The 2028-nt window shown below is 68.6% G+C and carries 2 protein-coding genes; both read left to right on the top strand.

Annotated features, from left to right (window positions below; translation table 11 throughout):
- Positions 1 to 935, top strand: a 935-nt coding sequence (locus tag KDJ86_RS17730) for a sulfotransferase domain-containing protein (protein ID WP_291748892.1), incomplete at its 5' end; no start/stop codon positions are given.
- A gap of 328 nt (positions 936 to 1263) precedes the next feature.
- Positions 1264 to 1965 (top strand): GntR family transcriptional regulator, encoded by a 702-nt coding sequence (locus tag KDJ86_RS17725; RefSeq protein WP_291748890.1) that lies wholly within the window; start codon positions 1264 to 1266, stop codon positions 1963 to 1965.
- The last annotated feature ends 63 nt before the right edge of the window (positions 1966 to 2028 follow it).

Raw genomic sequence — 2028 nt, 5'->3', positions numbered from 1 at the left:
GTGTCGTCGTCGGAGGCAGCGATATGACCACCCGCGCCCGCATCCTGGCCCCGGCGCTCCGGACGTATCGCGGCGCGATCACCGATCCCGGCAGGTGGGCCGTCTGGTCGCCGCGGCCGGGCGACATCCTCGTCTCAACCCCGCCCAAATCCGGCACGACATGGACCCAGACGATGCTTGCCATGCTCGTCAATGGCGGGCCGGACTTGCCCGCCAGGGTGCCTGTCCTGTCACCCTGGATCGACGCCGATATCGGGATTCCGGCCAACGCGATCGAGACCGCGCTGGAGAGCCAGGCGGGACGCCGGGTGGTCAAGACCCACGCGCCGGCCGACGGCTTCCCGATCTGGGAGGGCGTTGCCGTGGTCGCGGTTTATCGCCATCCGATCGACGTCTTCTTCTCGCTCCGCAAGCATATTGCGAACCGGAATGATGCGGCCCCGGATCATCCGATGCTCCTGCCCGCGCCGGAGGCGTTTCGCCTCTTCGTCGACGGCCAGGCGGATATCGACAACTTCGACCGCGACACGCTTGCATCGCTGGTCATGCATTACCGGGAAACCGCCTGCTCGGGCCGGGTCCCGGACCTCAAGCTGTTCCATTACGCGGACATGGTCCGCGACGGGCGGCGCGCCGTGGCGAAGCTCGCGCGGGCCGCGGGGATCGACGCGGACGGCTCGCTCATCGAGCGGGTCGCCGGGGCCACGACATTCGGAGCGATGAAGGCGAAGGCGGCGCACTATACGCCATTCGCGGGAACCGGCTTCTGGAAGTCCGATGCCGGCTTCTTCGATTCGGCAAGCTCGCGGAAGTGGGAAGGCCGGCTCTCCGACGACGATCTCGAACGTTACCGCATGCGGATCACCCGGCTGTTGCCGGACGGCAGGGCGAGGGCCTGGTTCGAGAATGGCGACGGCGCGACGACTCCCGGTTAGCCGGGGGGCAGGGCGCCGCGACCGGGACGGCTTCGCCTTCGCGTCCATGGCGGGCGGTTCGAGTCGCGCCACCAGGCCGGCAGGGCCGCCGGGTTCGTCCCCTTTGTCGAAGATGTCGACCGCCCGCCGGTCGAACTGCGCTGCAAGCGGCCGGGTCTGATATGGATGAGCGCCGGGCCCGGCCGGGTCGACCGCATTTGGAGTGCGGCACCGGACTGCCGGCGGCCGCGCCATATCCCCTCGGAGCTCCGGTCGCGCCGTTTCCAAGCTCCCGCGGCAAGCGCTATACGATGTATGACGTAACGTATCGATTGGATGCCGCGCGCTCATGTCCGCACCCCGCAACCGGAAAAGCACGGGCGAGAAGCGCCGGTCCCGTTCGCTGGTGGCCGAGGCCTACCAGACGCTGAAGGGGCAGATTCTCGACAACAGGCTTGGTCCCGGCGAGCAGTATCTCGAAGGCGACCTGTCCGAGCGGCTGGGGATGAGCCGGACGCCGGTCCGCGAGGCGCTGATCCGGCTGCAGGCAGAGGGGCTGGTCGAGGTCAGTCCGCGCCACGGCATGCGGGTGCTGCCGGTTTCGCCGGCCGACATGGAGCAGATCTACCAGATCCTGACGGCGCTCGAATCGGCGGCGGCCGAACGGGCGGCGCTCCGCAAGCCGTCGGCGGACGACCTCGCGCCGATCTTCGCCACCTGCGAGGCGATGGAGGCGGCCCTCGAAAAGGACGACCTCGACGCCTGGGTGCGGGCGGACGAGGCGTTCCACAAGGCGCTCCTGAAGCTTGCCGGCAATCCGCGTCTCGCGGCGCTCTGCTTCAACTTCTGGGACCAGACCCATCGGGTACGGATGATAATCCTGCGGCTGCGGCCGAAGCCGGTCTCCTCGACCAGGGATCACCGGGCGCTCCTCAATGCCATCAAGCGGGGCGACGGCGAACGTGCCCGCAACCTCCATCGCGCCCATCGCAAGGCAGGCGGCGAGATGCTGGTCGAGCTTCTCAAGCGGCTGAACCTCAAGGGCCTCTGATGACGGACGCTGTTTCGCCCGCAGAGCCGTATCCCGGCGCGTCATCCTCCGTGGCGGCCACCG

Origin of the sequence: Bauldia sp., assembly GCF_020442045.1 — a bacterium.
GTDB lineage: Bacteria > Pseudomonadota > Alphaproteobacteria > Rhizobiales > Kaistiaceae > Bauldia.
Note: the sequence above shows the minus strand (reverse complement) of the source record. Positions and strands in the feature narration are given on the sequence as shown.